The 22,365-nt window shown below is 55.3% G+C and carries 26 protein-coding genes and 1 tRNA gene; 21 read left to right on the forward strand and 6 right to left on the reverse strand.

Annotated features, from left to right (window positions below; genetic code table 11):
- Positions 1-251 precede the first annotated feature (251 nt).
- The gene (locus tag IB213_RS09995; protein ID WP_191723948.1) at positions 252-671 is read left to right on the forward strand and encodes a thioesterase family protein; all 420 of its coding nucleotides are present in this window, start codon (positions 252-254) and stop codon (positions 669-671) included.
- Positions 672-731: 60 nt separating this feature from the next.
- Here the strand turns inward: IB213_RS09995 and IB213_RS10000 are convergent, their stop codons facing one another.
- Positions 732-1,313, reverse strand: coding sequence for a peroxidase-related enzyme (locus IB213_RS10000; protein WP_192406219.1), 582 nt, complete (start codon positions 1,311-1,313; stop codon positions 732-734).
- Between the two features lie 119 nt (positions 1,314-1,432).
- On the opposite strand from IB213_RS10000, the gene IB213_RS10005 reads away from it, so the two are divergent.
- Positions 1,433-1,924 (forward strand): DUF6882 domain-containing protein, encoded by a 492-nt coding sequence (locus IB213_RS10005; RefSeq protein ID WP_192406222.1) that lies wholly within the window; start codon positions 1,433-1,435, stop codon positions 1,922-1,924.
- A 175-nt stretch (positions 1,925-2,099) separates the two neighbouring features.
- On the opposite strand, the gene IB213_RS10010 is transcribed toward IB213_RS10005, so the two are convergent.
- Complete coding sequence (locus tag IB213_RS10010) at positions 2,100-3,548, reverse strand: catalase (RefSeq protein WP_191723951.1); 1,449 nt, start codon at positions 3,546-3,548, stop codon at positions 2,100-2,102.
- Between the two features lie 288 nt (positions 3,549-3,836).
- On the reverse strand, positions 3,837-4,382 hold the full coding sequence (locus IB213_RS10015; protein ID WP_191723952.1) for a PAS and helix-turn-helix domain-containing protein: 546 nt from the start codon (positions 4,380-4,382) through the stop codon (positions 3,837-3,839).
- A gap of 77 nt (positions 4,383-4,459) precedes the next feature.
- Here IB213_RS10015 and IB213_RS10020 point away from each other — a divergent pair, with 77 nt between their 5' ends.
- The 4 genes from IB213_RS10020 (at position 4,460) to IB213_RS10035 (ending at position 7,799) form a co-directional block, all read left to right on the forward strand.
- Positions 4,460-5,179, forward strand: coding sequence for a CoA transferase subunit A (locus IB213_RS10020; RefSeq protein ID WP_191723953.1), 720 nt, complete (start codon positions 4,460-4,462; stop codon positions 5,177-5,179).
- 2 nt (positions 5,180-5,181) lie between these two features.
- A complete protein-coding gene (locus IB213_RS10025) occupies positions 5,182-5,820 on the forward strand; it encodes a 3-oxoacid CoA-transferase subunit B (protein ID WP_192406225.1) in 639 nt (212 codons plus the stop codon).
- Positions 5,821-5,921: 101 nt separating this feature from the next.
- Positions 5,922-7,328, forward strand: a complete 1,407-nt coding sequence (locus IB213_RS10030; RefSeq protein WP_192406228.1) for an HD-GYP domain-containing protein — start codon at positions 5,922-5,924, stop codon at positions 7,326-7,328.
- 144 nt (positions 7,329-7,472) lie between these two features.
- A complete protein-coding gene (locus IB213_RS10035; protein WP_191723956.1) occupies positions 7,473-7,799 on the forward strand; it encodes a hypothetical protein in 327 nt (108 codons plus the stop codon).
- A gap of 82 nt (positions 7,800-7,881) precedes the next feature.
- Here IB213_RS10035 and selD read toward each other — a convergent pair whose 3' ends face one another.
- Complete coding sequence (gene selD / locus IB213_RS10040) at positions 7,882-8,952, reverse strand: selenide, water dikinase SelD (RefSeq protein WP_192406230.1); 1,071 nt, start codon at positions 8,950-8,952, stop codon at positions 7,882-7,884.
- A 185-nt stretch (positions 8,953-9,137) separates the two neighbouring features.
- On the opposite strand from selD, the gene IB213_RS10045 reads away from it, so the two are divergent.
- A tRNA-Pro gene (locus IB213_RS10045) sits at positions 9,138-9,214 on the forward strand.
- Between the two features lie 313 nt (positions 9,215-9,527).
- Here IB213_RS10045 and IB213_RS10050 read toward each other — a convergent pair.
- Together IB213_RS10050 and IB213_RS10055 are read right to left on the reverse strand one after the other, a co-directional pair.
- On the reverse strand, positions 9,528-9,965 hold the full coding sequence (locus IB213_RS10050; RefSeq protein WP_191723958.1) for an Rrf2 family transcriptional regulator: 438 nt from the start codon (positions 9,963-9,965) through the stop codon (positions 9,528-9,530).
- A gap of 18 nt (positions 9,966-9,983) precedes the next feature.
- Entirely contained in the window at positions 9,984-11,216 is a 1,233-nt protein-coding gene (locus tag IB213_RS10055) for an NnrS family protein (protein ID WP_192406233.1), read from the reverse strand.
- Positions 11,217-11,581: 365 nt separating this feature from the next.
- Here IB213_RS10055 and napE point away from each other — a divergent pair, with 365 nt between their 5' ends.
- From napE to ccmI, 14 genes are read left to right on the forward strand one after another with little or no spacing between them, the layout of a single operon-like run.
- The gene (gene napE, locus IB213_RS10060; RefSeq protein ID WP_191723960.1) at positions 11,582-11,740 is read left to right on the forward strand and encodes a periplasmic nitrate reductase, NapE protein; all 159 of its coding nucleotides are present in this window, start codon (positions 11,582-11,584) and stop codon (positions 11,738-11,740) included.
- 14 nt (positions 11,741-11,754) lie between these two features.
- The gene (locus IB213_RS10065) at positions 11,755-12,027 is read left to right on the forward strand and encodes a chaperone NapD (protein WP_192406236.1); all 273 of its coding nucleotides are present in this window, start codon (positions 11,755-11,757) and stop codon (positions 12,025-12,027) included.
- Complete coding sequence (gene napA / locus IB213_RS10070; protein ID WP_192406239.1) at positions 12,024-14,516, forward strand: periplasmic nitrate reductase subunit alpha; 2,493 nt, start codon at positions 12,024-12,026, stop codon at positions 14,514-14,516. Before IB213_RS10065 ends, napA begins: the two co-directional genes overlap by 4 nt.
- A 17-nt stretch (positions 14,517-14,533) precedes the next feature.
- Positions 14,534-15,022 carry a nitrate reductase cytochrome c-type subunit gene (locus IB213_RS10075; RefSeq protein WP_191723963.1) on the forward strand — a complete coding sequence of 163 codons (489 nt, stop codon included), beginning with the start codon at positions 14,534-14,536 and terminating at the stop codon, positions 15,020-15,022.
- Between the two features lie 14 nt (positions 15,023-15,036).
- Positions 15,037-15,678, forward strand: a complete 642-nt coding sequence (locus tag IB213_RS10080; RefSeq protein ID WP_191723964.1) for a cytochrome c3 family protein — start codon at positions 15,037-15,039, stop codon at positions 15,676-15,678.
- Between the two features lie 4 nt (positions 15,679-15,682).
- On the forward strand, positions 15,683-16,375 hold the full coding sequence (ccmA, locus tag IB213_RS10085; protein ID WP_192406242.1) for a heme ABC exporter ATP-binding protein CcmA: 693 nt from the start codon (positions 15,683-15,685) through the stop codon (positions 16,373-16,375).
- Entirely contained in the window at positions 16,369-17,025 is a 657-nt protein-coding gene (gene ccmB / locus IB213_RS10090) for a heme exporter protein CcmB (protein ID WP_192406245.1), read from the forward strand. Before ccmA ends, ccmB begins: the two co-directional genes overlap by 7 nt.
- A 1-nt stretch (position 17,026) precedes the next feature.
- On the forward strand, positions 17,027-17,785 hold the full coding sequence (gene ccmC / locus IB213_RS10095; RefSeq protein WP_192406253.1) for a heme ABC transporter permease CcmC: 759 nt from the start codon (positions 17,027-17,029) through the stop codon (positions 17,783-17,785).
- Positions 17,785-17,916 (forward strand): heme exporter protein CcmD, encoded by a 132-nt coding sequence (ccmD, locus tag IB213_RS10100; RefSeq protein WP_191723968.1) that lies wholly within the window; start codon positions 17,785-17,787, stop codon positions 17,914-17,916. The genes ccmC and ccmD overlap by 1 nt, the downstream gene beginning before the upstream one ends.
- Positions 17,913-18,356, forward strand: a complete 444-nt coding sequence (ccmE, locus tag IB213_RS10105) for a cytochrome c maturation protein CcmE (protein ID WP_191723969.1) — start codon at positions 17,913-17,915, stop codon at positions 18,354-18,356. The genes ccmD and ccmE overlap by 4 nt, the downstream gene beginning before the upstream one ends.
- Positions 18,353-20,356, forward strand: a complete 2,004-nt coding sequence (locus IB213_RS10110) for a heme lyase CcmF/NrfE family subunit (RefSeq protein ID WP_192406255.1) — start codon at positions 18,353-18,355, stop codon at positions 20,354-20,356. Before ccmE ends, IB213_RS10110 begins: the two co-directional genes overlap by 4 nt.
- Entirely contained in the window at positions 20,353-20,874 is a 522-nt protein-coding gene (locus tag IB213_RS10115; RefSeq protein ID WP_192406258.1) for a DsbE family thiol:disulfide interchange protein, read from the forward strand. The genes IB213_RS10110 and IB213_RS10115 overlap by 4 nt, the downstream gene beginning before the upstream one ends.
- Positions 20,871-21,329, forward strand: a complete 459-nt coding sequence (locus tag IB213_RS10120; RefSeq protein ID WP_191723972.1) for a cytochrome c-type biogenesis protein — start codon at positions 20,871-20,873, stop codon at positions 21,327-21,329. Before IB213_RS10115 ends, IB213_RS10120 begins: the two co-directional genes overlap by 4 nt.
- A complete protein-coding gene (ccmI, locus tag IB213_RS10125; RefSeq protein ID WP_192406260.1) occupies positions 21,326-22,207 on the forward strand; it encodes a c-type cytochrome biogenesis protein CcmI in 882 nt (293 codons plus the stop codon). The genes IB213_RS10120 and ccmI overlap by 4 nt, the downstream gene beginning before the upstream one ends.
- The last annotated feature ends 158 nt before the right edge of the window (positions 22,208-22,365 follow it).

Raw genomic sequence — 22,365 nt, forward strand, 5'->3', positions numbered from 1 at the left:
GTCTCTCTTGGGAATAATAAAAATCTAAATGGCACGCTCGTGCGGATGGCCACAATTTGGGGCTGATTTTATGCGTCCAGATCGCTTCTGCCCAAAAACTTGAGGCTGGCAGGGCGTGATTTGCGGGCCATATCGACTTTTTAGACACATCTGTGACACCTAGGTGACGCCATACAGACGCAATCGCACTGGGTTAGGCTGACGCACTTGAACAAGATGAGCCTACTGGCGAACAAGCAGGAGCAAAGGGAATGAAACTGGAAATACCAGAGCACAAAAAGCTGGTCTATGAAACGAGCTTTGCTGTGAAGTGGGGGGATATGGATGCCATGGGGCATGTCAACAACGCGATGTACTTCAAATATATGGAGCACGCGCGTGTGGACTGGTTCAGCCAGATTGGTTTTTTGCTGCTGCCCAATGGTCAGGGGCCCGTGATTGCAAATGCGTTTTGCAACTTCAAACGGCAGCTTAAATACCCAGACAACGTGTTGCTCAAGATGTATGTGAGTGACCCAGCACGCGCCACGTTTGACACCTGGACAACGATGGAGCGTGTGAGCGAGCCCGGAGTACTGTGCGCAGCCGGTGGCGCAACGGTGATCTGGATTGATACGGCGCGCCAGAAGGCTGCTTCACTTCCAGAAGCACTTAGCGCTCTTGTATCTTAGCTTTCAGATATAAAAGTATCTGAAGTCCTTGTTAGGCAAGCGATAAGTGCTCATTTTTATTTAAACCTTGGCTTTGGGTACGCGGCCCATCAGATAAAACTCTGGGTTGGGCTGCATGCCGGCAAAGCTGGCCATGCGGTTGGACAGGCCAAAGAACGCCGTAATGGCTGCAATGTCCCAGGCGTCTTCATCGTCAAAGCCGTGGGCATGCAAGGCGGCAAAGTCGGCGTCTTGCAGCGCATGGCTGTCTTGGCTGACCTTCATCGCAAAATCCAGCATGGCACGCTGGCGCGCAGTGATGTCTGCCTTGCGGTAGTTGACCGCTACCTGGTCGGCCAGCAGAGGTTTTTTCTCGTAGATGCGCAAGATGGCACCGTGCGCCACCACACAGTAAAGGCACTGGTTGGCGGCGCTGGTGGAGGTGACGATCATTTCGCGCTCGCCCTTGGTCAGGTTGCCGTCTTCTTTGAGCATCAGCGCGTCGTGGTAGGCAAAAAATGCGCGCCACTCTGCCGGCCGGCGTGCAAAGGCCAAGAAGACGTTGGGAACAAATCCCGCCTTCTCTTGCACCTCCAGAATGCGGCTGCGCAGGTCCTCCGGCAGCGTGCTGATATCTGGAAAAGGGTAGCGGGTAGTGGTCATGGTGCTTGTCTCCGTATATTGGTTTTATCGGCGCCATCTGGGCGATGGCTATCCGCAGCATACCGACAAGCACTCGCCGTGACCGACAATGGCGGCTATTGCAGAACAATGGAATTGGAATGAGCGAAGGAAATCAAAGCACCGACTGGGCCGCCTGGAGCCGCGAGGCGGTAGAAGCCATGATGGCCCATAACGCGCAATGGCCACGCCAGTTTGGCTTGCTCGAAGCGCCCAGCTACCGCTGGGATCTGGACAAGGCCACGCTGGTGCTGCAGGCGCCCCTGCACCAGGTAGTGGCCACCGTGTGTCTGGTGGGCACCACCAGTGACAGTGAAGGCAGCTTTTTATGGAGCTGGGCCAACGATGCCATTCCTGCCCAGCACAGCGAAGCCTTGCAGGCGGTGCGTGAGTTTGGGCAGGCCAATGATCTGGCGTTGCTGACCACGCCCCGCATTGTGGGTGGTCGCCCGGAAGCGACGGAGTGCCTGTGTATTGCGGGGCGTTTGCAGCGCGCGGTGGGCACGTTCATTGACAAGCAAGGCGACGTGACGCTGTACTTCACCATTTTGCATTTGCAGGTGGCGGGCGATGAAGGGGTGCTGGTGAACTGACGCAGGTTCAGGTGTCTTGCTGTGCAAGAAAAAAACGCTCTTCGGAGCGTTTTTTCTTGTTACGGCGCACAGATCAGCGAAGTGGATATGGCACGCTGCGCGTGCTGAAGCCGTAATGCAAAAGCCCTCCTGCGCAAGGCAAAGAGGGCTTGTGTCTGCCATTAGGCGAGCTGATTTACAGCTTGCCAGCGCGCAGGGCTTGCAGCGCGGCTGCTACGCCTGCACCGTACGCGGGATCTGCCTTGGTGCAGTGCTCAATGTGCTTGTCGATGATGTATTGCGACACACCATTGATGTTGCGTGCGGTGTTGGCAAACAGCAATTGCTGTTTGTCTGGTGTCATCAGGCGGAACAGGTCACCCGGCTGGGTGAAGTAGTCGCTGTCGTCTTCACGATAGTCCCAGCGGGCCACGTCACCGTACAGCTTTTCTACTGGCTCAGCGTACTCAGGCTGCTCTTTCCATGCGCCCTTGGTGTTGGGTTCATAGGCAATCGTGCGGCCAAAGTTGCCATCCACGCGCATGGCACCATCGCGGTGGTACTGGTTGACAGGGCAGCGCGGTGCGTTCACGGGAATCTGGTGGTGGTTCACACCCAGACGGTAGCGTGCTGCATCTGCGTAAGAGAACAGGCGCGATTGCAGCATGCGGTCTGGTGAAGGGCCGATGCCAGGCACCAGGTTGGAGGGCGCGAACGCTGATTGCTCGACGTCAGCGTAGTAGTTGTCGCTGTTGCGGTTCAGTTCCATCACGCCCACTTCGATCAGCGGAAAGTCCTTTTTGCTCCATACCTTGGTCAGATCGAAGGGGTGGAAGCGGTAGGTTTGCGCTTGCTCTTCGGTCATGATCTGCACACACAGCGTCCACTTGGGGAAGTCACCGCGGTCAATGGCCTCCAGCAAATCGCGCTGCGAAGATTCACGGTCGCCGGCAACCACGGCAGCGGCTTCTGCGTCGCTCAGGTTTTGAATGCCCTGCTGGCAGCGCCAGTGGAATTTCACGTAGTGGCGCAGGCCGTCCTTGTTGATCAAGGAGTAGGTGTGTGAGCCAAAACCATGCATGTGGCGGTAACCCGTAGGAATGCCACGGTCGCTCATCACGATAGTGATCTGGTGCAGCGCTTCGGGCAGGCCGGTCCAGAAATCCCAGTTGTTCTCGGCCGAGCGCATGTTGGTGTATGGATCGCGCTTGACGGCCTTGTTCAGGTCGGGGAACTTGAGTGGATCGCGGAAAAAGAAGACGGGGGTGTTGTTGCCCACCAGGTCCCAGTTGCCTTCTTCGGTGTACAGCTTGACTGCAAAGCCACGGATATCTCGCTCGGCATCTGCTGCGCCGCGTTCACCAGCGACGGTGGAAAAGCGTGCGAACAGCTCTGTTTTCTTGCCAATTTCTGAGAACACCTTGGCACGGGTGTACTGGGTGATATCACCAGTGACGGTGAAGGTGCCGAAAGCACCTGAGCCTTTGGCGTGCATGCGACGCTCTGGAATCACTTCGCGGTGAAAGTGCGCCAGCTTCTCCAGATGCCACAAGTCTTGCAGCAGCATGGGGCCGCGTGGGCCTGCGGTCAGAGAATCCTGATTGTTGGGTACCGGTGCGCCGGCTGCGGTGGTGAGGCGGTTCATCGCAAGCTTCCTTTTGATGGAGGGACAGACTGGAAGGGCTACGCAGAAAGGCTGTCCGCTTTGCTGACTGCGTGTGCAACTCAAGAGCTGTAGTTATTCTTAACTAAAAACTATCAAAACTAATTGCTAATTGATTGGTTTTATGAATCGCGCCGATTAAGGCTCTGCGCACGCTATCGGGGGGTGGCATGCAGATATTTTGCGCACTCTCATGCTATTGCGAATGTCAGAGCAAGTCGCAGATATAGCGCAACATTGCACAAAGCGATCAACGGTGCTGCTGTGCTTTCAGCTGGCGGATACCAGCTTGTGCACCAGATCTGCGGTGGTGCTGGCATCGTATTTGCGCATCAGGCGTGCGCGGTAGATTTCTACGGTGCGATGGCTGATGCCCAGGGTGCGACCGATTTCTTTGGAGGTGAGGCCTTCCAGCAATTTGGCTGCCACTTCACGCTCGCGGCCTGTGAGCGTGGCTTTGACAGGACGCTGCTCGCTGAGGTCTTCAAAGCTCCATATGCCTTCAGCATGCGGGTTCAGACGGTCCAAAGCGCGGCCGCTGACGTGGCACCAGAACGTCTCGCCTGTAGCCCGTTTCATGATCCGGTTGTCTGAATACGTGCCCTTGGCATTGAGAATGGGAGCCATGCGCGCACCCAGACGTTCGTACTCGTCGGCAGAGGGGTAAAGTATTTGAAATGACTGACCCAGCAAGAGTTCGCGCGAGGTGGTGAACATCTCGCAGACACGCTGGTTGCAATCGACCATGATGCGGTTGCGCGAGATCACCAGCCCCACAGGGGCCAGCTCGAAAGCCAAACGGTGATCCAGATTCATGGTGCAACACTCTAGGAAAAACTACGTACGTGGTTACGTAGTATCTTTGAAGCGTGCTTAGACAACAAGGAGACGATGTGAAAAAACTTTATCCCTCTGCGGCCGCAGCCTTGCAGGGCGTAGTGGCCGACGAGCAATTGCTGGCGGTGGGTGGCTTTGGCCTGTGCGGCATTCCAGAGGCCTTGATTGATGCACTGCGCGACAGCGGAGTGAAAAATCTGACGGTGGTCTCGAACAACGCCGGTGTGGATGGCTTTGGTCTGGGCAAGTTGCTGGAAACCCGCCAGATCAAAAAAATGATTGCCAGCTACGTGGGCGAGAACAAAGAGTTTGAGCGCCAGTATCTGGCCGGTGAGCTGGAGCTGGAATTTACACCGCAAGGTACGCTGGCCGAGAAGATGCGCGCTGGCGGTGCCGGTATTCCGGCCTTTTTCACCAAGACTGGTGTGGGAACGCTGGTGGCTGAAGGCAAAGAGCTGCGCGAGTTTGATGGCGAAACTTATGTGATGGAGCGCGCCATCGTGGCCGATGTGTCGCTGGTCAAGGCTTGGCGTGCCGACAAGAGTGGCAACCTGCAGTTTCGCTTGACCGCACGCAACTTCAACCCGGCAGCGGCCACCTGCGGCAAGGTCTGCATTGTGGAAGTGGAGGAGCTGGTGGAGGTGGGTGACATTGCACCAGACGATATCCACCTGCCGGGCATCTATGTGAACCGCATCGTGCACAACGCCACGCCAGAAAAGCGCATTGAAAAACGCACCATCACTGAAACCACTACTCAAAAAGCAGGAGCCTGACCATGCCGTGGACCCAAGACCAGATGGCCGCGCGTGCGGCGCAAGAACTCGAAGATGGTTTTTATGTGAACCTGGGCATTGGCATTCCCACGCTGGTGGCCAATCACACCGGGGATAAGGAGGTGTGGCTGCAATCGGAAAACGGCATGCTGGGTATTGGCCCATTTCCGACCGAAGACCAGGTGGACGCTGACTTGATCAATGCGGGCAAACAGACCGTCACCACCATTCCAGGCTCGGCCATTTTTGGCTCTGACCAGTCGTTTGCGATGATTCGCGGCGGCAAGATCAACCTGTCCATTCTGGGGGCCATGCAGGTGTCTGAAAAGGGTGATCTGGCGAACTGGATGATTCCCGGAAAAATGGTCAAGGGAATGGGCGGGGCGATGGACCTGGTCGCGGGCGTCAAGCGCGTGATTGTGCTGATGGAGCATGTGGCCAAGAAGAAAGATGGCACGACCGATCTGAAAATTTTGCCCCAGTGCACGCTGCCACTGACGGGTGTCGGGGTGGTTGATCGCATCATTACCGATCTGGGCGTAATGGATGTGACGCCTGAAGGGCTCAAGCTGGTTGAGCTGGCTGCGGGCGTGACGCTGCAGGAGATTCAGTCTAAAACCGGAGTGCCGCTTTTGACGTGACCTTTGGCATAGTCAATATGTGTCAAACCCGCCATATGGCGGGTTTTTAGTTTGTGTCTGTTCTATCGTTAATATTGGCTTAAACAACTTGCTTTTATCGCATGAACTTGCCCACCACTGGCGACAGTGAAACACCTTTGGATCCTTCGGCGTTGTCTAACGATGCGCATTACCTGCGTGCCGTGACGGCAATGGCAGAAAGTCAGGTGGTGGTCGCCGAAAGTGCTATTTATTCGGAAAGTGGCATCAAGCTGCTGGACAAAGGTGTACGCATTGACAGCCGCTTGTATGAGCGGTTGATTCAGCACAGGTTGGCAGGTGAAGTCGATGACCAGCTCTCCACCAGTGATGCCGTAGATATTCACTGCATTGCAGCGCAGGTACAGCGGCTGTCAGATAGCACGATGCTGGGACGGCAACTGGCGCAGTGGCTGGGTGACAGGCACCCTCGGCTGGTGCAGGTTGTGCAGCACATGAAGTGGCCGCAGCGTGCCAGTTTCAAAATGACGGTGATGCGCCACCAGCTGCCGCAATTGTTCGAACACAGTGTTTTGATGATGATGGTGGCCGTGAGCTTGGCGCTGCAAGAAGAGATGTCGCAGGACGATTGCGCAGAACTTGCAGCGGCAGCTTTGCTGCACGATATCGGCATGCTGTACATGCCACCGGGCTGGGAGAACGTGCAGCACAAGCTGACGCTCAATGAGCGCAAGCAATTGGCGGTGCACTCCATCACCGCCATGCTGGTCGTGCAGTCTACTCAGGCCTATTCCCGCCGTGCAGAGGATGCCGTGCTGGAGCACCATGAGCGTCTGGATGGCAGTGGCTACCCTGGCCATACCAAAGGAGATGCCATTTCGCTGTGGGGACGCATTTTGATGCTGGCCGAGGTGGTGTCGGCCTTTTATGGCAAGTTCAGCGACATGCCAGCGCAGCGCCTTTCACTGGTGCTGCGCATGAACCACAACCGCTTTGACCACCGGCTGACACAGCATGTGCATGCATTGTTATCTCATGAGCAGCCGGCAGACAGCGCGCAGCCGCTGGCGTTAGCGCACTCGAGTGCGCAGGTGCGGCAGGTGGTTGCAATGCTGGCCGCAGTCATGCAGCACTGGGCTGTATGCAAGCGCAAATTCCCGGAGAAATGGCAAACGCTGGCCAGCGGGCGGGCGGGTGTATATGTGGATTTGCGTATGCAGGCCTTGGAGAAGTCTTTGGCGGAATCGGGCTCGCACCCGCGCCAGCAGGCTGACTGGTTGAAGATGTTCGAGGAAGATCCATCCAGCATGGCTGAGCTGGTGCTCATCAACAAAGAGGCGCTATGGCAGGCAGAAAGCTGTGTGCAAACCTGCATGCGCCGCTGGCCGCAATTGCTGCAGCCTTCAGATGTGCTGGCAGAAGCGCTCAATGACTGGCTGGTCAACTGCCGCAGTGTTTTTGGGAAAGAGGTTGCAGGCGTACCTGCAGTGCAAGTGGTGGAGACGACAGAAAATCTTTCTCAAAATTGAAACGAACCAGCAAGACCAATCAGTTTCAGGAGCGGATAGAGCAGATGAATACTGATTTTTAGTATGTTTTGTTATCTATTTTCAAGCAGTGACTGCGCAGGATGCTCTCTTTTTCGTGTCATCAAAAAGACATGAGCACCATTTATGCTGAATGTTGAGAACCAAAAATCAACATATAGCACCATCGTGAGCGACGGTGCTTTGGCGCTGAGTCGCCAAATTCAAAAGGCTTGTTTTATGCACCCTGCGCACCCCGGCACCATCACCATGGATCGTTTCACGTTTGTGCCACGCGCTCAGCAAGCGCAAGATGCTGGCTTTGTCTCTCAGCTCAGCATCGACAGCGGCGAAGGCACTGCGCGCTATCAACGTTTTTTTACTTTCAAGCCTGTTTTTGCGTCAGCAGAAAATGCTGTGGCTTATGCCATGGAGCAAGCCAGTCATTGGATGAAGCACAAATCACTGGCCTGAGCGTCGGCAAGTACTTGCGGGATGTAAATAAGAAAAGCCCTTGGCGCTTGAGCCAAGGGCTTTTTTGCTGTGGCAGATTTGCTTAGGCGACGTGTACCTGTGGCTCGCCTGCAGCCATGTGACCAATGACAGCGGCGTTGGCAAAACCGTTGCTGCGGAAAATCTCCAGCACTTGCTGCGCACTCTCAGGCGTGCAAGACACCAGCAGGCCGCCTGAGGTCTGGGGGTCGGTCAGCAAAGCGCGCTGAATTTCGGTAATGCCTGGGTCTAGGCGCACAGCATCACCATACGACGCCCAGTTGCGCCCCGATGCGCCGGTGAAGATACCTTGCTCGGCCAGCGCCATCACTCCTGGCAGTACGGGCAGGGCATCGGCATCAATGTGCGCAGCCAGCTTGGCACCGCGCGCCAGCTCCAAGCTGTGGCCCAGCAGACCAAAGCCGGTGACATCTGTCAGCGCGTGTACGCCTTCCAGTCTGGACAGATCGATACCCGGGCGGTTGAGCTGGGTGGTGGCTGACACCATGGCCTGGTAGCCTGTCTCGTCCAGCAGATTTTTCTTGAGTGCTGCAGAGTAAATACCGACACCCAGCGGCTTGCCCAGTATCAGTACGTCGCCCGCCTTGGCGTCTGCATTGCGCTTGATCTGCTTGGGGTTGACGATGCCAATGCCCACCAAGCCATAAATAGGCTCGACCGAGTCAATGGAGTGACCACCGGCCAGGGGAATGCCCGCTTCCTGGCAAATGGAAGCACCGCCTTCCAAAATGGCTGCGATAGTTTCGTGGGGGAGCACGTTAATCGGCATGCCCACAATGGCCAGTGCCATCAACGGTGTGCCACCCATCGCGTAGATGTCACTCAAGGCATTGGTGGCAGCAATGCGGCCGAAGTCTCGCGGATCATCCACGATGGGCATGAAAAAGTCAGTGGTTGCAACAATCGCCTGCTCGTCATTGATGCGGTAAACCGCTGCATCGTCGGCAGTCTCTGTGCCCACCAGAAGGTCGGGGAAGAACTGTTTTGGCAAAGTGCTTTGACCAATCAGTTTGGCCAATACACCAGGGGCAATCTTGCAACCACAGCCACCGCCATGCGACAGCGAAGTGAGACGAGGTGCGATAGTGGATGTGGTATCAGGAGCTTGGGTCATGGTGGTTCAAAGGCTGCACGCAGCACGGGGGCTTGATTGCACGTTAAATATGAAAAGGTACCGGTTCAGGTGCCTTGGGCATTGTGCGCCAGTTCACGCAATGAGTGACTGCAGCTGAGGATGGTGCAATGGAGTCGGACTATTTGTAAATAGGCCCTCGGATTTGGGTTATACTTTGTGCTTGTCGGAGCGTAGCGCAGCCTGGTAGCGCATCTGCTTTGGGAGCAGAGGGTCGCGAGTTCGAATCCCGCCGCTCCGACCACGATATCAAGGGTCTAGCATTGAAAAGTGCTAGACCCTTTTTTCGTTTCTGAAGGTGGTGGCTCACTCCAATTGCTGTCTTGCTGGTCCATTCAATCAGTCTGCAGACAAGTAAGCATTGGCTGCCAAGCCTGAGTTTTTGCGAGCCATGGTGCCTTTGGCATTTGTGCAGACTGCCGTCTGAAGCAATGCTTGCAGCTTCTTTTTGTCTGAGGCCACGATTCAGGTAGATGGGGGCATTTATGCCAGCGCTCATTTTTTCTCAGCAAGCTGCGGCCATCGCAAGTGCTGTTGATCTGCTGCATGAGCCTGCCTCATTTTGCTGGCTGCAGCTGTGTCAGGTTTGTCCAGGCGCCATTGGAGATCGCATCGGCCAGCGTATAGCAGTCCAGGTGCTGCCAGAAAGCTCTGAGCGCACCTTGCAGGATGCAAGTGAGTGCACAGCTTCCATTCAACTGGCATTGGTTGTTGGCGCCCAGGCATTCAACAAGTGCAAAGTCCGGCTCAATGCTGCGTATGACTTGCCCCAAGTTAATTTCTGATGGGTGCCTGCTCAGGCGCAGCCCTCCATTTTTGCCGCGCGCAGTAGTGATCCATCCGTTCTGTGCCAGCAGTTGTGAGACTTTCATCAAGTGCGAGTGCGAAATGGCATAGCTTTGTGCGATTTCGCTGAGTGTGCAGAGTCGGTCTTGGTGTAAACCTGCAAAAAGCAACACGCGAAGCGCGTAATCGGTAAGAGCGGTAAGGCGCATGATGTCGTTGCAAGAGCACTAAGGGGTGCGTTTGACGACAACAGGCTTGCCGGAAGGTGCATCAACCCGTGGTCTGATCAGAAGAGGAAAGAAGTGGTAGATGTAGAGGGCAAAAGCCAGCATCCACAGTAACGCACTCGTATGAATGAGTGGGGTCGTCAAGCGGTGATCGATGAATGCCGCTAAACGCAAGACGGCGGCCCCCAGCACCATTGCATAGCAGTACACAATATGCCGATTTGCGCGCAAGGCAAGACCCAGGTGTCCCAAAGACGTTCGAGTGATCATGCCCATGATCAAAGTCGAGAAACCCATCACAGCCAATGCATGAATGGGGATGGCAAAAGTAGCAATCCAGCCAAAACAATATGCCGCAGTACTCAGCAAGCCGATTGCTAGGCCAGCATAGCCAGCGTAAAGAATCCATAGCAATGGATGCTTGCGCACAGCCCAGGGGTGCCAGGCAAACAGATGCCACAGTGCAATCGCTGCAGCACCGCTCAGAAAGAGTCCAGCGCCTAGGGGCCACTTGAAGATCCAGCACACGATGGCTAAGGCACTGAATGCTGTCTGCCATTGACCCGTGAGGGTGTGGCGATTGATATCCAGACCTTCAACTGCGCGGCTGGCAAAGAAGGGGATAACGCGCCGCGCTAGAAGCGTCGTAATGCTCGCCATGCACAGCATGCCGGTTGCGTACTGCTGCACGACCGAAGAGTGGTCGGTGCCTTGATGAAACTGCCATAAATAAGCTGCACTGCTTGCGCCCATGACCAGCATGAGCAGCGCAAATCCATAGTTCTGAGGATTTCTTTTTTGAAAAACGCAGCGCGCCACGGCCAAGGCGGCGGCGGTGTAAAACAGCAAGTTGGCTATGAGGGCAATCAGCAGTGATGCTTGGTAGGGCAGCAGCAGCGAAACTCGGGCAATGATCCACAAAAATAATAAGCCGCCCAGTGCGCGCCCGTGAAGGGGGTTGATTCCCGTCCAGTTGTTGGTTGCTGTGAGAAGAAATCCAATGGCCACAGTGCCAACAAACCCCCACAGCATTTCATGTGCATGCCAGTAAACCGTGGCAATTGGGGCTGAGATCAGACTTGGCAAGAAAACCCACAGCCCAATCGCGATGACAGCCCAAGCGCATGCAGCCAAGTAAAGAGGCCTGAAGCCCAACTCCAGAAAAGCAGTCCAAGAGGGAGAGCTCTTTTTTCTGGCACCTGCGGGCTCTTGAATTTGCATGAGTGGCGACATTTTTCAGAATAAACCGAAATAACTGAACATCTATACAGAATAGATATTTCCATGATTTTTTGGTCGCCAAGTGACTTCGATTTGATTTATATCAACCTGTTTGCGCGGCTGATTGCCTTTTTATTTTTCAAATCCAATGAAATTCTTTTTTTATCAAGTACTTGCAGGTGTTTTTTAGAAATTTTCTAGTACTTGAGTGTTTTGCGATCATTTGAATATCGATTTGACATCAAACAAAAGCCGCGTTCTGATCTACGCGTAGAGTAATTGAATAAATAAACGTCGGCAGTGCAGGGTTGAGGCAACTTGTCTCAACTTTTTGAAGCTCAGATGAAAGTGGTGAGAAATCACCAAGAAAGGTAGCTATGCCTAATAAAAATTCTCACGATTCAGCATCTGAAGAGTTGCGCAGTTTTGCGTTTCTGACGGTGGTGATGGCGCCAGTGCTTGCTGGACTGCTTATTGCAGCGTATGGCTTCATTGTTTGGTTTTACCAAATGTTCGCTGGGCCGCCACACGCATAAAAAGAGGTGGCTCTATGAATGAGGAACTTCACATCGCCAGTCTGGTGATCCATGTGCTCCCAGCAACAGTAGAACAGGTGGCGCAAGCCATGGTTGCAGTTGAAGCGGCACACGTGCATGGAACCCATCCCAATGGGAAGCTGGTGATTACTTTAGAAGGCCCCAGCGCGGCGTTCATCATGGATCAAGTGGCGTTGATTCGACAGATTGCCGGCGTAATTAATGTTTCCTTGGTGTATCAGCACACCGAACCCCTGCATTCACTCAACGAGGGAGTCACTTCATGACCAGTACCCGTCGCGATTTTGTTCGACAGTCAGCCGCAGCCGCAGCAGGCGCTGTAGCTGGTATTCCTATTTATGCTGCATCGCAAGAAGCAGGAGTCGGTGCGAATGGCTCCATGAAATGGTCGAAGGCTCCCTGCCGTTTTTGTGGAACAGGCTGTGGAGTGATGGTCGCCGTAAAAGATGATCGTGTAGTGGCTACACAAGGAGACGCCCTGGCGGAGGTGAACCGCGGGCTCAATTGCGTTAAAGGCTACTTTCTTTCCAAGATCATGTATGGCGAGGACCGGCTCAAGCAGCCATTGCTGCGGATGAAGAACGGCAAGTACGCCAAGGATGGTGAATTCCAGCATGTCAGCTGGGATACCGCCTTTGATGTGATGGCCGATAAGTTCAAAAAAGTGCTCAAGGAAAAGGGGCCTTCCGGTGTCGGCATGTTTGGCTCGGGACAATGGACGGTGTGGGAAGGCTACGCTGCGTCCAAACTTTTCAAGGCGGGTTTCCGTACCAATAACATTGACCCCAATGCGCGCCACTGTATGGCCTCTGCCGTCGCGGGGTTCATGCGCACGTTTGGCATGGATGAACCCATGGGGTGCTATGACGACATTGAAGCTACCGACACCTTTGTGCTTTGGGGCTCAAACATGGCTGAGATGCACCCGGTGCTGTGGACTCGCGTCACGGACCGACGCTTGAGTGCATCGCATGTGAAGGTGGCTGTTCTTTCAACTTTTGAGCATCGTTCGTATGAACTGGCTGATATTGAACTGACCTTCAAGCCTCAGACGGATTTGGCCATACTGAACTACATTGCCAATCACATCATTACAACCGGGCGTGTCAATCAGGAGTTTGTGTCCAAGCACTGTAATTTCCGCCGTGGAAATACCGACATTGGATATGGGCTGCGGCCGGAGCACCCTTTGCAAAAGGCTGCCAAAAATGCAGCAGATCCGGGTGGCTCTCAGGACATGAGTTTTGACGAGTTCGCCAAGTTCGTCTCAACCTACACCCTGGACTACACCGCCAAGCTGACGGGAGTCCCGGCCAATCGGCTCAAGGAACTGGCGGAGTTGTACGCCGATCCCAAACGCAAGGTTGTGTCGTTCTGGACCATGGGGTTTAACCAGCACACACGTGGTGTCTGGGCCAACAATATGGTCTACAACGTTCACTTGTTGACGGGGAAAATTGCGACGCCTGGCAACAGTCCGTTTTCGCTGACAGGCCAGCCATCGGCATGCGGAACGGCGCGAGAAGTAGGAACGTTTTCGCATCGTTTGCCTGCGGATATGGTGGTGACCAATCCCAAGCACCGAAAAATTGCTGAGCAGATATGGAAGCTGCCAGAGGGCACTATTCCCGACAAGCCTGGCTACCATGCAGTGCAACAGCACCGCATGCTCAAAGACAGCAAGCTCAATGCGTACTGGGTCATGGTGACCAACAATATGCAGGCGTCGGCCAATATGGTGGAAGAGGGCTACCCCGGTTATCGCAATCCAGATAACTTTATTGTGGTCTCTGATGCCTATCCCACGGTGACAGCTGTAGCGGCGGATTTGATTTTGCCCACTGCAATGTGGGTGGAGAAAGAAGGTGCGTATGGCAATGCAGAGCGCCGCACGCATTTTTGGCACCAGCTGGTGCCGGCACCCGGTGAAGCACGTTCTGACCTGTGGCAGCTGATGGAGTTTTCCAAGCGCTTCAAAATTGAAGAGGTATGGCCAGAGGAGTTGCTGGCTAAGGCCCCGCAATACCGCGGCAAGACCATGTTTGATGTGCTGTACCGTAATGGTCAGGTTGATAAATTTCCAGTTACAGATATAGAAGAAGGCTATAAAAATCACGAGGCAGAATTCTTTGGCTTCTATCCGCAAAAAGGACTGTTTGAAGAATACGCAACGTTTGGCCGTGGGCATGGGCACGATCTGGCGCCATTCGATGTTTATCACCAGGTCCGTGGCATGCGCTGGCCTGTAGTGAACGGAAAAGAAACCAAATGGCGCTATCGAGAAGGGGCGGATCCATACGTCAAGGCCGGGAGCGGTTTTGATTTCTATGGCCATAGCGACGGGAAAGCCATCATCTTTGGCCTGCCCTATGAGCCTGCCGCAGAGGCTCCAGATAAGGATTTCCCATTCTGGCTGTCCACTGGCCGGGTGCTGGAGCACTGGCACTCAGGGTCGATGACGCGCCGTGTTCCTGAGTTGCATCGCGCAATGCCTCATGCGCTGTGCTACATGCACCCAGAAGACGCCAAGGAGCTTGGCATGCGTCGAGGCAGTGAAGTTGAGATTGCTTCTCGCCGTGGCTTTATTCGCTCGCGCGTGGAGACGCGTGGTCGCAACAAGCCACCACGTGGTCTGGTCTATGTGCCGTGGTTTGATGCGAGTCAATTGATCAACAAGGTCACGCTGGATGCCACTGACCCAATTTCCCTGCAAACCGACTTCAAAAAGTGCGCAGTGAAACTGACCAAGGTCTAAAAGCAGAGAGGCCCACCATGAAGCTAATACAAAAACTGGGTATTGCATTGATGCTTTGCGTCGGTGCTGCATCTTTCACAGTCTCGGCAGAGCCTTTGTACGACAAAATGCGGGGCACAACCCCCTTGCTGGAAGCGCCTAAGCCTCCTGTGCTTGGCAATGCCATCAATGATGATGTGCGTCGTACACGCAACTATCCGCAGCAACCGCCTGTGATTCCGCACAGGATCGATGGCTACCAAATCGATAAGAATTTCAACAAATGCATGGATTGCCATTCCCGCTCCAAGGCGGAAATTTCACAGGCGATTCCGGTGTCGATCACACACTACCAAGATCGTGATGGCAATACGCTGGGGCAGATTTCCACGCGTCGCTACTTCTGCGTGCAGTGTCATGTCGGCCAAGATAATGTGAAGCCCCTGGTAGGGAACACATTTCAGGATGTGGATAGCGTGATCCTGAATGCGTTGAAAAACCCCGCGAACTCTTCAAAAAAACACTGACGTAAGGCTTGCACATGCTGAATCTACTTAAGCGCTACTGGGGTGTGATTCGCCGCCCCAGCGTGCACTTCAGTCTTGGGTTCTTAACCATTGGTGGTTTTATTGCAGGCATCCTGTTTTGGGGGGCCTTCAATACAGCCATGGAAGTTACGAACACCGAGAAGTTTTGTACGAGCTGCCATGAAATGCGCGATAACGTATTTGCGGAACTACAAAGTACCATTCACTACACGAACCGTTCGGGTGTGCGTGCGATCTGTTCTGACTGCCATGTGCCACACAACTGGACTGACAAGATGGCTCGCAAGATGCAGGCTTCCAAAGAGGTGTGGGGAAAGATCTTTGGTACGGTAGATACGCCAGAAAAATTTGAAGCCAAGCGCCTGGAGCTGGCGCAGCACGAATGGTCACGCTTCAAGGCCAACGATTCGCTGGAGTGCCGTAACTGCCACAACTATGACTCTATGGACTTCACGCGACAAAGCTTGCGTGCACAGAACATGCACTCCACGTACCTGGCAAACAAAGAAAAGACGTGTATTGATTGTCACAAGGGCATTGCCCACAATCTGCCGCATATTCCTGCGGGGCAGGGGCCCAGTGATAGTCCCGGCCAGGTTGTTCCATCCTCAGCTGTAGTCAGCAGCAAGCCTTAATTTCATGGCGTGTGAGGACTGCGCACCCCAAAGCCTGCAGCTTTCAGGCTTTGGATGTATCCGTAGCGGCCGCGTGCTGCTGCGACATATTGACCTAAGGCTCAGCGCTGGCCAGGTACTGCTGCTCAGGGGGAGTAACGGTGCAGGTAAAAGCACTTTGTTGCGCAGCTTGGCTGGATTTTTGCCGTGGCGTGCCGGGCAGCTGTCATGGTGTGGCTGTGAGGTTCAGGTGCGCAGCGCTGTTTACCAGCAGCATTTGTCCTATTTGGGGCACCAGTGCGGCATGAGTGATGCGTTGACTGGGCTGGAGAATTTACGCTTTGCACTGAACCTTCTGAATGTTACCTGGCAGCCGCATAAAGTGGCGGCGGTGCTTGAGCAACTTTCAATGTATGAGTGGGCAGATCAGCCATTTGGACGCTTGTCACAAGGGCAGCGCAGGCGTTTGGCAATTGCCCGCACCATGCTGAGTGAAAGGTCACTGTGGCTACTCGATGAGCCGGACAGTGCCTTGGACAGTCATGGAGAAACTCTTTTGGCGCAGGTTTTAGAGGCCCACGCCAGAGCAGGTGGGATGGCCATTGTGGCAACACACCGTGGAATCACTCTGGCTAGCACACCCACCCTGGTGCTTGATTTAAGTGCTGCGGCATTTGCCATCCCCGGCGCAACTCCAATCCAGGGCATTGCATGTTGATTGCGGTCGTCGCGCGAGAACTGCGTCTTGCCATCCGCCGTCCCGCAGATGCTCTGAGTGGTTTGATGTTTTTCATCATGGTAGGTAGCCTGCTGCCTCTGGCCCTGGGGCCAGACAGCATCTTGTTGCGTCAGATAGCACCAGGTGTTATCTGGATAGCTGCTTTGCTTGCTGTGCTGCTGAGCCAGCATCGCCTGTTTGAAAGCGACTACGCTGACGGAACACTGGAGCAATGGATGCTGGCTGCTGCACCACTGCCACTTTTGGTGGGGCTCAAGACCGCTGCACAGTGGTTGGTGGGTGTTGGCCCTGTGCTCCTGGCCACGCCACTGCTTGGGTGGCAATACGGCATGGAGACTGAAGTCATTGCCGTTTTGCTGCTGTCACTGGTGCTTGGAACACCGAGCCTGTGCCTCTTGGCCGCGTTTGGCGCTGCTTTGACTTTAGGTGTGCGCGGACAACTGCTGCTGGCCCTGATCGCGCTTCCCCTGTCCATACCTGTTTTGATATTTGGCAGTCACGCGGTCGTGCAGGCTTCGCTAGGCCTGCCTGCGGCACCCTCATTAAATTTGCTGGGTGCTTTTTTGTGTCTGGCAGTGCTGATGGGCCCGTGGGCTGTGGCTGCAGCGCTGCGTTTAGCGTTGGAATGATATGAAGCCCTCAGATCCCACCCTTTCCTGTGCAACTGCTGCGGTGGTTGATTTCCGCTGGCGTCAACTGGCTGCACCATCCGTGTTCGATGTATGGGCGGGCCGTCTGTGGCCCTGGATGGTCGTCTTGACCGTTGTCCTGACAATTGCAGGCCTGTGGACAGGATTTGTACTGGCGCCCACCGATCATCAGCAAGGCGAGGTTTATCGCATCATTTTTTTGCATGTGCCTGCTGCGTGGATGTCCATGTTTATCTATGTGGTCGCCGCTGTGCATGCAGGCCTTGGTTTGATCTATCACACCCGGCTGTCACCCATGCTGGCGCGCGCATTGATGCCCACAGGGGCGCTGTTTACAGCGATTGCTTTGTGGACGGGCGCTGCCTGGGGAAAGCCTACTTGGGGTGCCTGGTGGGTGTGGGATGCGCGACTGACATCAGAGCTGATTTTGCTTTTTCTCTATCTGGGCTATATCGGGGTGGTATCCGCTATTGAGGATACGAGCCGGGCTGATAGCGCCGGTGCCATCGTTTTACTGGCCGGTGTCGTGAACGTACCCATCATTTATTTCTCTGTGCAATGGTGGAGCACTTTGCACCAAGGGGCCACCATCCGGATGGATGCGGCTCCAAGCATGACGCACACCATGCTCGCTGGCATGCTGCTCATGGTGCTGGCCTGCTGGGCTTATACGCTGGCGGTGTGTTTGGTGCGCACCCGATGCCTGATTCGCGAGCGTGCTGCACAGGAGAAACTCTGATGCATACCCATGATTTTTATATAGCGCTGGCCTACGGTCTCAGCGCTGTGTTGCTTGTCGCAGAGGTCATTTCTCTGTGGCTACGCTGGCGCAAGGTGCGCACTGTTCAGAAAAAGAAAGACTTGCTATGAAGCCTCGCAAAAAACGCATGATGTGGGTGCTGGCCGGAGTAGCGTTGGTTGGTCTGGCCGTTACCTTGGTACTGCGTGCATTGGACGCTAACGTCATGTTTTTCTATAGCCCGAGCCAGGTTCATGCGGGTGAGGCGCCTAAAGGGGCTGCATTTCGCGTGGGAGGATTGGTGGAAAGAGGGTCAATCCAGCGTTCTGCAGACGGTCTTCAGGTTCAATTTCAAGTCACGGATGAGGCGCAGCGTGTCGCTGTGCAGTACAAGGGGCTGCTGCCCGATTTGTTTAAAGAAGGCAAGGGCGTAGTGGTGGCTGGAAAATTGCATGACTCTGGCCTCTTTGAAGCCACAGAAGTGCTGGCCAAGCACGATGAAAACTATATGCCACCAGAAGCTGCAAAGGCCCTGCAAGAGGCCGCGCGTGCCAAAAAGGCTTTGCCATGATCGCTGAACTGGGTGTCTTTGCGCTGGTATTGGCCTTGATTGTGGCGGTCATACAGGCCACGTTGCCATTGATTGGTGCGCAGCTGGGCATTGCCGCATGGGTGCGTTTGGCGCGACCGGCAGCCATGCTGCAGTGCTTGCTGTCTTTGCTTGCGACCGGCATTTTGATCTGGTGCTTCTGGGTAGGCGACTATTCAGTGCTGTATGTGGCTGCCAACTCGCACAGCGAACTTCCTGCGATCTACAAGTTGACTGCTTTTTGGGGCGGACATGAGGGCTCCATGCTGCTGTGGCAATTGCTGCTGGCCGGCTGGAGCGTTGCGGTGGCGTTGTGCAGCCGTGCATTGCCTGCAGACTTTGTGGCGCGTGTGCTCGCTGTACTGGGCTGGGTCAGCGCAGGCTTGCTGCTGTTTTTGTTGTTTCTCTCTAATCCCTTTTTGCGATTGGTACCAGCGGCTTTGGAAGGTAAAGACCTGAATCCATTGCTGCAAGACCCTGGCATGGTTTTTCACCCTCCATTGCTGTACATGGGCTATGTCGGTTTTGCTGTGCCCTTTGCATTTGCCTTGGCAGCGCTGATATCGGGTGAGCTGGGTGCCGCGTGGGCGCGTTGGTCGCGCTCCTGGACGCTGGCAGCCTGGGGCTTTCTGACGCTGGGCATCTTGCTGGGCAGTGCCTGGGCGTATTACGTGCTGGGTTGGGGGGGCTGGTGGTTCTGGGATCCGGTGGAAAACGCTTCCTTCATGCCTTGGCTGGTTGGTACGGCGTTGCTGCACTCCTTGATAGTGACGGATCAGCGTGGCGCGTTTCGCAGCTGGTCCGCATTGCTGGCTATTTGTGCTTTTTCACTGTGCCTGATGGGCACGTTCCTGGTGCGCTCAGGCGTACTGACATCTGTACATGCATTTGCGGTTGATCCCGGTCGTGGCCTGTTCATCCTGTGTTTTATCGTGGCGGTAGTGGGTGTTTCGTTGTGGCTGTACGCATGGCGTGCGCCTGAACTAGGGCGCGGCGGTGGGCAGATTGCATTGCTCTCGCGTGAAGCCTTGCTGCTGGTCAATAACGTGCTGTTTACTGCCGCAGCGCTGGCGGTCTTGATTGGAACCCTGTATCCGCTGGCACTTGATGTGTTGCGAGATGAGAAAATTTCTGTCGGGCCACCTTATTTTGAAGCGGTATTTTTGCCTTTGGTGCTGCCTGCGCTGGCGTTGATGGGCGTTGGCACGATGGCGCGCTGGAAGCAGGGCTCGGGGATAGAGCTGTGGCGGCGTTTGCGGGGGGCCTTGGTGCTTACCGTTGCAGGCATTGTGGTGCTGATGTTGTCCCAAGGTGCATGGGGTTGGCACATTACGCCAGCTACCTTGCTGGGTCTGGCCCTGGGCCTGTGGTGTGTGTTGAGTACATTGGCCCACGCCTGGCAGCGACTGCACCCTGGCGCGCACCCGGGTGCAGTCTGGCAGCGCGTGGTTCGTCAACCCTGGGGCTGGTGGGGCACATTGATGGCGCATGCAGGCATAGGTGTGTTTGCCATAGCAGTGAGTCTGGCCAATGGGCTGGAAACAAAGCGCGAGACCAGCGTGGCCCAAGGTCAAAGCGTTCAAGCAGGGCAATATCACTTTGACTTTGTCAGCCTGGAAGCGGTATCAGGCCCTAACTACGAAGCACAGCGCGCTCACTTTCGCGTCAGCCGTGGAGATGCGGTGTGGGACATGTACCCTGAAAAACGTGCCTACCGCGTACAGGCGATGGGATTGAGTCAGGCTGCGATCGATAGCAGCTGGACACGTGATGTGTTCATTGCACTCGGAGAACCTCTGGATGACGAAGGTTTGGCATGGACAGTGCGGCTGCAGATCAAACCCTTCATGGACTGGATCTGGCTGGGTACTTGCATGATGGCGCTGGGTGCAGGCCTGAGCTTGCTGGATAAACGTTTTCGCATGGCCGGCTCGCGCGTGCGAAGTGGCGCGCAGGCAGTGGCTGCCCGAAAGGCGGGATGATGCGTTTTATGCTCCCTCTGGCTGTTTTCCTGGGGTTGGCTGTCATGCTGGGCCTGGGGTTGCAGCGAGATCCCCGTGCGCTGGAGTCTGCGTTACTGGACCAGCCAATTCCCGTCTTCGATTTGCCGCTGTTGGGCCAGTCAGATGGGCGCCTGACACCTCAAACCCTACGTGGCAAGGTGTGGCTGCTCAATGTCTGGGCGTCATGGTGCGCCCCTTGCCGCCAAGAACTACCCATATTGGTGGAAATGTCGCGCAAAGACCAGGTCGCCATCTACGGTCTGAACTACAAAGACCAGTCAAGCAAAGCGCAGGCATTGCTGCGGGTGGCCGGTAACCCTTATGTAGGTTCTGCGGTGGATGCTGATGGCCGTGTGGGAATGGATTTTGGCATTCACGCGGTGCCTGAGACATTTGTGATTGATGCTCAGGGGCGTGTGCGCTACCGCCACCTTGGTCCTGTGACGCAGCAAGTGTGGGAAGAAAAAATCATGCCTGTAGTGAGGGCTGTTCAATGAATGCATGGACTGTGGCACTGTGTGCAGCCGTGGCCTGCAATAGCGTATTTGCCGCTGCTGATCTGGAGGCCCGTGAAGCAGCGCTGGCTGCAAAGCTGCGTTGTGTGGTTTGCCAAAACCAGACTGTGGCGGAGTCGCAGGCGCCTATTGCCAAGGATATGCGGCGTGTGATTGCAGAGCAGCTGGAGCAAGGGCGCAGTGATGCTGAAGTAGTGGCGTTTTTTGAGCAGCGCTACGGTACTTTTGTTCGGTATACCCCGCCATGGAAGCCCTCGACGTGGCTGCTGTGGTGCGCGCCTTTTATCGCTTTGGCCGCAGGTTTCGTTGTGTTGTGGCGGACGCTGCGTCAACGCAGCCAGCTGCCGCATTCTCGTTTGACTCCGCAGGAGCGAGCACGTGCAAAAGCATGGCTGGAGCGAGCGCAGAACAACCCGGGCAAGGAGGACAGCGCATGACTGACATGCAAGGTTTGTGGTTGGGTGCACTGTCCTTGGTGTTGCTCACCTTGGCTGTCTTGCTGCCCAGTCTGCTCAAGGACACAAAGGCGCTTGAGCGTAGCAGTGAAGATGCCTTGCGTGGCCTTTATCAAGACCAGATGCAGGAGCTTTTGCGTGAGCATCGCTCAGGCAATCTCAGCGACACTGATCTGGCCCAGGCTGAGGATGAGCTGCAATCTCGGCTGCTGATAGAGCTGGACCATCGTGTGCAGCCCAAGGCATGGGGGCAAAGACCATGGCTGCCACGCGCAAGTGGCTTGTTGCTGGCTGTAGTCATCCCGGTTGCAGCCCTCGTTCTGTATGTGCAGGCCGGAGACCCTCAGGCAGCAGCCAGATTGGCGCAGGCGCAGGAGGTGGGGCACAGCGCAATGGAAGGGCAGGTGGAGGCCATGGTGCAGGGCTTGGCGCTGCGCTTGCGTGAGCAACCAGACAATGTGCCTGGCTGGGTCATGCTGGCCCGCTCCTACGAAACCATGGGCCGTTTTGCAGAGGCAGCTGATGCCTATCAGCGGGCGGTGGATGCTGCCAAAGCGCAGGAAATGGATGCGCAAGACCAGGCAAGGCTATGGGCTGACAAGGCGGATGCTCTGGCATCTGCGCAAGGTGGCGATTTGAGTGGTGATGTGCTGCTGGCACTTGAAAACGCCCTGCAGCTTTACCCGCAACAGCACAAAGCCTTGGCTCTGGCCGGCAGTGCTGCGCTGGCACGCGGAGATTTAGAGAAGACGAAAGAGTATTGGCAAGCGCTGCTGCAGCTGCTGGAGCCGGGCAGCGATATTGCTTTGCGCATCCAAGATGACCTGGTCAGGCTGGAGCAGCTTGAACCATCGAAGTGACAGGCATGCCTGCCAGTGGCTAAAGCACCTGCGCCATGCGCATGCATGCTTTATGCGTGACAGACGCTCTGGCAAGCAACGTACTTCAAACAAAAAAATGCCAGCTAGTTGAGCACTAGCTGGCATGGATAAGAACATCAGTTTTTATAGCTGCTTAC

Source organism: Comamonas sp. CMM02 (genome assembly GCF_014851485.1).
Lineage (GTDB): Bacteria > Pseudomonadota > Gammaproteobacteria > Burkholderiales > Burkholderiaceae_C > Comamonas > Comamonas avium.

Bases quoted from the DNA above. Each gene is read 5' to 3' on its own strand.
- IB213_RS09995 (WP_191723948.1), top strand. From the start codon at position 252: ATGAAACTGGAAATACCAGAGCACAAAAAGCTGGTCTATGAAACGAGC.
- IB213_RS10000 (WP_192406219.1), bottom strand. From the start codon at position 1,313: ATGACCACTACCCGCTACCCTTTTCCAGATATCAGCACGCTGCCGGAG.
- IB213_RS10005 (WP_192406222.1), top strand. From the start codon at position 1,433: ATGAGCGAAGGAAATCAAAGCACCGACTGGGCCGCCTGGAGCCGCGAG.
- IB213_RS10010 (WP_191723951.1), bottom strand. From the start codon at position 3,548: ATGAACCGCCTCACCACCGCAGCCGGCGCACCGGTACCCAACAATCAG.
- IB213_RS10015 (WP_191723952.1), bottom strand. From the start codon at position 4,382: ATGAATCTGGATCACCGTTTGGCTTTCGAGCTGGCCCCTGTGGGGCTG.
- IB213_RS10025 (WP_192406225.1), top strand. From the start codon at position 5,182: ATGCCGTGGACCCAAGACCAGATGGCCGCGCGTGCGGCGCAAGAACTC.
- IB213_RS10030 (WP_192406228.1), top strand. From the start codon at position 5,922: ATGAACTTGCCCACCACTGGCGACAGTGAAACACCTTTGGATCCTTCG.
- IB213_RS10035 (WP_191723956.1), top strand. From the start codon at position 7,473: ATGCTGAATGTTGAGAACCAAAAATCAACATATAGCACCATCGTGAGC.
- selD (WP_192406230.1), bottom strand. From the start codon at position 8,952: ATGACCCAAGCTCCTGATACCACATCCACTATCGCACCTCGTCTCACT.
- IB213_RS10050 (WP_191723958.1), bottom strand. From the start codon at position 9,965: ATGCGCCTTACCGCTCTTACCGATTACGCGCTTCGCGTGTTGCTTTTT.
- IB213_RS10055 (WP_192406233.1), bottom strand. From the start codon at position 11,216: ATGTCGCCACTCATGCAAATTCAAGAGCCCGCAGGTGCCAGAAAAAAG.
- napE (WP_191723960.1), top strand. From the start codon at position 11,582: ATGCCTAATAAAAATTCTCACGATTCAGCATCTGAAGAGTTGCGCAGT.
- IB213_RS10065 (WP_192406236.1), top strand. From the start codon at position 11,755: ATGAATGAGGAACTTCACATCGCCAGTCTGGTGATCCATGTGCTCCCA.
- napA (WP_192406239.1), top strand. From the start codon at position 12,024: ATGACCAGTACCCGTCGCGATTTTGTTCGACAGTCAGCCGCAGCCGCA.
- IB213_RS10075 (WP_191723963.1), top strand. From the start codon at position 14,534: ATGAAGCTAATACAAAAACTGGGTATTGCATTGATGCTTTGCGTCGGT.
- IB213_RS10080 (WP_191723964.1), top strand. From the start codon at position 15,037: ATGCTGAATCTACTTAAGCGCTACTGGGGTGTGATTCGCCGCCCCAGC.
- ccmA (WP_192406242.1), top strand. From the start codon at position 15,683: ATGGCGTGTGAGGACTGCGCACCCCAAAGCCTGCAGCTTTCAGGCTTT.
- ccmB (WP_192406245.1), top strand. From the start codon at position 16,369: ATGTTGATTGCGGTCGTCGCGCGAGAACTGCGTCTTGCCATCCGCCGT.
- ccmC (WP_192406253.1), top strand. From the start codon at position 17,027: ATGAAGCCCTCAGATCCCACCCTTTCCTGTGCAACTGCTGCGGTGGTT.
- ccmD (WP_191723968.1), top strand. From the start codon at position 17,785: ATGCATACCCATGATTTTTATATAGCGCTGGCCTACGGTCTCAGCGCT.
- ccmE (WP_191723969.1), top strand. From the start codon at position 17,913: ATGAAGCCTCGCAAAAAACGCATGATGTGGGTGCTGGCCGGAGTAGCG.
- IB213_RS10110 (WP_192406255.1), top strand. From the start codon at position 18,353: ATGATCGCTGAACTGGGTGTCTTTGCGCTGGTATTGGCCTTGATTGTG.
- IB213_RS10115 (WP_192406258.1), top strand. From the start codon at position 20,353: ATGATGCGTTTTATGCTCCCTCTGGCTGTTTTCCTGGGGTTGGCTGTC.
- IB213_RS10120 (WP_191723972.1), top strand. From the start codon at position 20,871: ATGAATGCATGGACTGTGGCACTGTGTGCAGCCGTGGCCTGCAATAGC.
- ccmI (WP_192406260.1), top strand. From the start codon at position 21,326: ATGACTGACATGCAAGGTTTGTGGTTGGGTGCACTGTCCTTGGTGTTG.